6 protein-coding genes and 1 tRNA gene are annotated in these 6571 nt (G+C 38.5%); 1 reads left to right on the top strand and 6 read right to left on the bottom strand.

The annotated features are described in order from the left end of the window. Window positions 1-114 precede the first annotated feature (114 nt). The gene (locus ED605_RS03740) at window positions 115-501 is read right to left on the bottom strand and encodes a CvfD/Ygs/GSP13 family RNA-binding post-transcriptional regulator (protein ID WP_121977553.1); all 387 of its coding nucleotides are present in this window, start codon (window positions 499-501) and stop codon (window positions 115-117) included. Window positions 502-747: 246 nt separating this feature from the next. On the opposite strand from ED605_RS03740, the gene ED605_RS03735 reads away from it, so the two are divergent. Continuing rightward, on the top strand, window positions 748-1392 hold the full coding sequence (locus tag ED605_RS03735; protein WP_121977552.1) for a VTT domain-containing protein: 645 nt from the start codon (window positions 748-750) through the stop codon (window positions 1390-1392). A 517-nt stretch (window positions 1393-1909) separates the two neighbouring features. Here ED605_RS03735 and ED605_RS03730 read toward each other — a convergent pair. The 5 genes from ED605_RS03730 to rnz all read right to left on the bottom strand — a co-directional run bounded on the left by ED605_RS03730 (window position 1910) and on the right by rnz (window position 6501). Beyond that, window positions 1910-1998, bottom strand: a tRNA-Ser gene (locus tag ED605_RS03730). A 197-nt stretch (window positions 1999-2195) separates the two neighbouring features. Then, window positions 2196-2714, bottom strand: coding sequence for an adenine phosphoribosyltransferase (locus ED605_RS03725; RefSeq protein ID WP_191981338.1), 519 nt, complete (start codon window positions 2712-2714; stop codon window positions 2196-2198). Window positions 2715-2731: 17 nt separating this feature from the next. Further along, complete coding sequence (gene recJ / locus ED605_RS03720; RefSeq protein ID WP_121977550.1) at window positions 2732-5047, bottom strand: single-stranded-DNA-specific exonuclease RecJ; 2316 nt, start codon at window positions 5045-5047, stop codon at window positions 2732-2734. Window positions 5048-5064: 17 nt separating this feature from the next. Then, window positions 5065-5478, bottom strand: a complete 414-nt coding sequence (locus tag ED605_RS03715) for a LapA family protein (RefSeq protein ID WP_225419034.1) — start codon at window positions 5476-5478, stop codon at window positions 5065-5067. Between the two features lie 84 nt (window positions 5479-5562). Next, the gene (rnz, locus tag ED605_RS03710; RefSeq protein ID WP_121977549.1) at window positions 5563-6501 is read right to left on the bottom strand and encodes a ribonuclease Z; all 939 of its coding nucleotides are present in this window, start codon (window positions 6499-6501) and stop codon (window positions 5563-5565) included. Between the last annotated feature and the right edge of the window lie 70 nt (window positions 6502-6571).

Below are 6571 nucleotides of genomic sequence, written 5' to 3'. Positions count from 1 at the left end.
AGTAGTATGCTTGATCTGGGTCATAGAGAAGTCCTTTCTTGAGTTGTTTAGTCACTATCAAGCGTAGGTCTCTATGGCCTATTTGTATACCTGGCTCAGCGTTGCAGTTCAATTTTAAATCCGGGAAAAAAATTCTTCAGCTTCCCTTAGCCACTCCCCGCGTTTCTTTGAAAGTGTAGAAAAGCCAAGATCTAATCGATAATTTGTCCAATAATGATGCCGAGAAAATTGACTGACAACAGATTCTTTCAAAACATCAATATTAACTTCCTTACTGCGAGTTGATAAGCTGATTTTCCCTGTATACTCATCAATATCAATAATTAACGAGATGACTGTCTGTCCCACTTTAAATAAACGATCGAGATCCTCCACGTAACCAGCTTGGCATTCCGAAATATGAATTAAACCTTGATTTTGATTACCCAAATCAACGAAGACACCATATGGTTGAATCCCAGTAACAACTCCCTTAACCTTCATACCAACTTTTAAATTCATATCTACTTCATCCCTTCAAAATCGGCCTTATCTGACAGCTCTATTTTTTATCGTCAATTTATCTGTAAGCCCTTGGTATCCCTACACTAAAATTTAACCTGTTGAAACCGTATTAATAAAAATTCTTATTTTTCCGCCAAATGGACACTTTCAAAAGTTGTTTTTTAGTTAAGGTACACCTTTAATTATAAAAAAATATATTAATTTGGTAAAATCATATATAAAACAATCGAAAGGAATGATCTTGTGAGTACCCTTGTCGATTTTATCCTACACATCGATGATCATCTAGTTAATATTGTTAATACCTTTGGTAATTCAGCCTATCTCATTTTGTTTGCCATTATCTTCATTGAAACCGGAATTGTTATTTTCCCTTTTTTACCTGGAGATTCGTTACTGTTCGCAGCAGCTGCCTTGGCAGCAAATGCAACATATGGTTTAAACATCGTACTATTTTTAATCCTGTTTCTTGTTGCATCGGCTGCTGGTGATTCCCTAAACTTCTTTCTTGGTAAAAAATTTGGTGAACTTATTCCACGTCACAAAGTCCTCGGAAAATTTATTAAAGAACAAGACTTGAATAAAGCCCAAACTTTTTTCAATAAGTACGGTGCAATGGCTATCTTTCTTGGAAGGTTCATGCCAATTATTAGAACACTGATCCCCTTTGTTGCCGCAACCAGTAATTTCCCATACACTAAGTTTGTTAAGTATAATCTTTCCGCCTGCTTTACTTGGGTCGCAATCTGTTGTGGTGCTGGCTATTTCTTCGGCAATATCCCAATTATTAAAGCCAACTTCTCAATGGTTATCATTGGAATTGTGGTCATTTCACTAATCCCCGCCCTAGTTGGCTTTATAAAAGCAAAATTAACTCCAGAAAAATAATAACCATGATAAGTGCGTTGAATTCTTTAGACAAATTTTGTCCATTGAATCAGCGCTTTTTTAATTATCTCAAAAAAGATTGTAGCGATCCACTATAACAAATCCTAGAATGTCATCAGCATAATCGGCAACTTCGAATTTTTTTCGTCCAATCATGATTGTCTTAGAAACCTCTAAGAATATGACGCTAACAATATCATTGCTTCTGGGTAAAAATCACTAAGTAAGCAACATTTTTTACCATAACAACTTTCTTTATGTCATCACAAGATATAACAAAAAAGCAAAAGGGCTCTTGAGCACTCGGAAATTTCTAATTTTTTTGTTCCGGTTCTCTGTATGTAAGCGTTAATACAATAAGCTTTATAAGTGTTTAAAAAGCATCCCGGCGTCCTCAAAATTATTAATTAGGCACTAAAAAATCATTTCAAAATATTTTTATCACTTCTTACAAAGCAAAAAGCCCTGCTAATGCAACGATTAGCAAGACTTTAAAATGATCTACTATCTCAAAATAAGGAGAGTACAGGATTTGAACCTGCGCGCCGGCGCAAAACCGGTTCGCCGGATTTCGAGTCCGGTGCATTACCACTCTGCCAACTCTCCACAACAGATAGTATTATATCAATTCTGGAGCCAATTGTAAATTATTAATTATCACTTACCAAGTTTAACCAATGAAACAAAAGGCTTTGGCGAATCAAAATAAACCACGGCCTCGAAAAAATTGGAAACTACAAAGTCTAAACTCCCATCCACCGTCAAAAAGTCTATCTGTTGAAAATATCAAACATGGTTTTAAATTAATACTTCAGCAATGTAAAGAAATCGTAGTCTTTGATTTTTTCTCGACCTTTAAGTTCGGTTAGTTCAATCAAAAAGGCGGTACCAACCACAACTCCGCCTAATTTTTCAACCAACCGAATTGTAGCGTCAATGGTGCCACCAGTCGCCAATAAGTCGTCGGTAACCAAAACCCGCTGGCCCGGCTTAACAGCGTTTGTACGCAAGTATAATGACGATTTTCCATACTCTAATCCATAACTCTCTTCAATAGTCTCACCAGGAAGCTTATTTTTTTTACGAGCTGGCGAAAAACCAACCCCCAGTTTATAAGCAACCGGGCATCCCACAATAAAGCCACGTGCTTCGGGGCCCACGATCATTTCAACGTTGCGATCCTTTGCAAACTGGACAATTTGATCGGTTGCTGCCCGATACACTTCCCCATCTTCCAACAGAGGTGAAATGTCCCGAAACAGGATGCCAGGCTCCGGAAAGTCAGGATAGGATGCAATATACTTAGAGAAATCGATTGACATATTCTTTCTTCCTTTCATCAGTTGTCCAAATAGTTTTTGGCAAAACTGACTAATTCTTTCGTATTAGAGACCAGCAGCTTCTTCTCAGTCTCTAATTGTTCTTCTCTCAAATGATAACTAGGTGCAGATTTTAAATCCTTTGAAAGGTAATTTGGATTCAAATTAATAATCCTATTGCGAATCTTGATAAAATCCAGCTCCAAAAAAACTTGGATCATAAAAACGACTGTCTTTGAAGCCAAATTCAGCTGTTGAGCTAGTGGCTGCAAATGAGTCCCGATATTTAAATTTGGATGAGTTTTAACGAACTTAAATAGTTTAGCATAAGAATTTCGATCTGGCATCCCCATTTTTGAGATTAAGTGCTTCTTGTAAAGATAAAAGACCGTTGTCTTTGGGTGGCTGTCACGTAATAACGTTGTCAAGTCAGCAATGGCATCTGGACAATCAACAATAAATAAGTTCTTACCAGAAGTTGCCTCTGGGTCTACTTGGTTATACATCAAAGCAGAAGAGTCATCATTTAGATAAGGCTTTAACTGTGTTAACACATTAGCATGGAAAAAAACATAAATCCCCTGCCGGACAAACATTTGCTTATGAAGCTGCTGTGTTCGCTCGTCAACAACCGGCAACGGTGCTTGAAGCAAATCCGTTACCATCAATTGGATGGTAGTACGGTGATTCCAAGTGTTCTCGGTGAGTTCGCCAGCAACCTTTAGTGCGCCGTCACTTATATTTGAAGCGACCGCTCCCATTCCAAAAGCCACTGCTGGCAACTGATGACCATTTTTTAACAATTTAAAGCGGAGGTGATCACCGTTTTTCCCCATCGTCTGCACATCGCTAAGCTGGTCATAGTTGACTTCAAAAATCGGTTTGGGGTTATCTTGGCCAAATGGCGCCAATACTTTTAAATCTTGAATAAATTGATCATTCACCTGATCAGCCGTTACCTGCGCCGCAATTTTTATAGACGGTTTTTGGCTTAGGTCCAGCTGTTGATCCTCGGCCGCTTTTTTTAACTGGTCTTTGAGTACGGAAATTTTATCCTTGGCAATTGTTAAACCAATAGCAGAATGGTGCCCACCAAAGCCCACAGTTTGATCACGAATCGGTTCAATTGCCTTAAAGAGATCAAATGAATCGACACTTCGTCCGGACCCCTTTAATTCATTACTTTCTTCTTGAGAGGTTAGCACAATGGCTGGTCGACTATACTTCTCCACCAATTTACTGGCAACAATTCCTAGAACGCCTTGATGCCAATTATCACCAACAACTACCAACGTCTTTTCGGCAACCGTCGACCCCACCATTTGGATTGCCTGCTGATAAATTCGATCTACCAATGACTTTCGGCGATCGTTTTGTTGATTGGCAAACTCGGCTAATTCAGTTGCCCGCTGTTCGTCAAACGTTGAAAGTAGTTCTACTCCAACGCCGGCATCACCAATTCTTCCAAGTGAATTAAGCCTGGGTGCCAGTCCAAAGCCAATATCCTGCTCATCCAACTTAGCCACATCAATTTCAGCCACTTTAATCAGCGCCATCAATCCAGGCCGCTGAGTATTTTGAATCGCATTTAGTCCAAATTTAACAACGGCTCGATTTTCATCCTTTAGTGACATCACATCAGCAATTGTTCCAATTGCTGCTACATCAATTAAGTCAACCGGCAACTCCTCCATCAATGCTTGAGCAACTTTAAAGGCCACACCGGCTCCAGACAAGTCACCAAATGGATATCCATGACCGTCTGAACTTTTTACCCGAGGATGAATAATCGCATATGAGCTGGGAAGCTTTTCCGGTAATGAATGGTGATCGGTGACAACAACATCACAATTTAACGAGTTTGCGACATCAATCGCTGTATTCCCCGCCACACCATTATCAACTGTAATAATTAAAGTCGTACCACCATTAATTATTTTGCGATAAGCATCAGCATTTGGCCCATAACCGTCTGAAAATCGATTTGGAATATAGTAATCAACGTTAGCCCCTAAATCAGTCAGCGTTTCGTACATAATCGTAGTACTAGTAATGCCATCCGCATCGTAATCGCCGTAAATAGTAATTTGCTCTTCATTTTCAATGGCCTGACGAATCCGTTTGACACCTTTTTCCATGTCATGCATCAAATACGGATCATGAAAATCCTTGGCTGACGGGGTTAAAAAATCTTGGGCCGCTTCGAGTGTTTTAATTCCTCTTTGAAGTAAAATTTTCGCTACCAGCGGTTGAATTTTTAAAGCACCACTAAATTTCTGAACCTGTTCTTGATCAACATGCTGATCAGTTTGCCACTTAAATTTTGAATCAATCATATAAAAAACACGCTACCTTACTTTTGAGATGACAACTTATTAGACAATTTTTCGATTTCTGATTCAAGTTCATTTATTTGTTGATCTTTTGCACCAATTTCCTGCTTTCCAGAAGAGTTTTTTAATCGAAGTTCAAGGTTCTTCAAACTCTCTTGTAATTGGTCGATTTCAGCCGTTAACTCACGCTGTCGTTCTAAACTTTGTTGCTGTAATTCACGATACTCTCGATTCTTTTTGAGGTTTTGGGCAGAAGAAAACAGGAAAATAATTAATGCGCCAATCAATAAACAAACTAAAATCAAAAAGACCAACGGAATATTAATTTCAGTAAAGCCAAAGCTCACATTAACTTTCTCTAAATTCAGCATTGCAAAAATAGCAATTAAAATCACTAAAATAATGCTAACAATTGTTGTGATTTGTTTTTTCAAAGAAAACCCTCCTTAGCCCTAAACTACCGCTACCGACAGTTCCCATGACAAATATGTCAATCAATTCATCATGCAAATCTGGTTTTAAAACTTGTGAAACGGAATATCAAACACGTCAAAATCTTTAACAACCTTCGTATTTGGAAAAACCGCGCGAGCCTGCTTTTCAAGTTCATGCACACTCTTCCCTGTATAGCGTGCTGAAATATGATTAAGTAGCAGTTTCTTGACATGAGCCTTTTTAGCAATTTGGGCAGCTTGAACATTAGTTGAGTGATAGTGACTCCTTGCTAACTTAGCTTCACTTTTACTTAACGTACTTTCGTGAACCAAGACATCAGCATTCTGAGCCAATTTAACCGAATTTTCCGTTTTCCTGGTATCTCCGATAATAGTCACGATTCTGCCTGGTTGAGCCGGACCAATCATCTGATGCCCGTCTATCACTCGACCATCATCCAAAGTAACCGTTTCACCAGCCTTTAAGCGACCATAAATTGGCCCAGAAGGAACATGAAGCTTGATTAATTTATCCACCATTAATTCTCCAGGATGGTCATGTTCAACAATCCGGTATCCAATACTTAAAATACCATGATCTAACGGCGCTGCATAAACAGAAAATTTATCACTCTTAAAAATTAAGCCATTCGTTTTACTGGTTAATTCATGAAAGCGAATTTTATAAGTTAAATGGCTTGCCGAAATTTTCAAACTAACTTCGACATATTCTCTGATCCCTTTTGGCCCATATATATCTAACGGCTCGGTTCCACCTTGAAATGAACGACTACTCAATAGACCTGGGAGGCCAAAAATATGATCACCATGTAAATGACTAATAAAAATTTTATCAATCTTTCTGGGACGAATCGTTGATCGTAAGATTTGGTGTTGAGTCCCTTCACCAACATCGAACAACCAAACTGAATTGATTTCATCCAGTAATTTTAAAGCCAGACTTGAAACATTTCGAAACTTTCCCGGAGAACCAGCTCCGGTTCCTAAAAATTCAATTTGCATTGTTTATCGTTTCCTTAACTCTTTTAATCGGTCAGCAATTTTGGATTCAATCACTGAAAAGCAATTTCAA

Source organism: Lentilactobacillus raoultii (assembly GCF_900411375.1).
In the GTDB taxonomy this organism is placed as follows: Bacteria; Bacillota; Bacilli; order Lactobacillales; family Lactobacillaceae; genus Lentilactobacillus; species Lentilactobacillus raoultii.
This window is presented reverse-complemented; position numbering and strand designations above follow the sequence as displayed.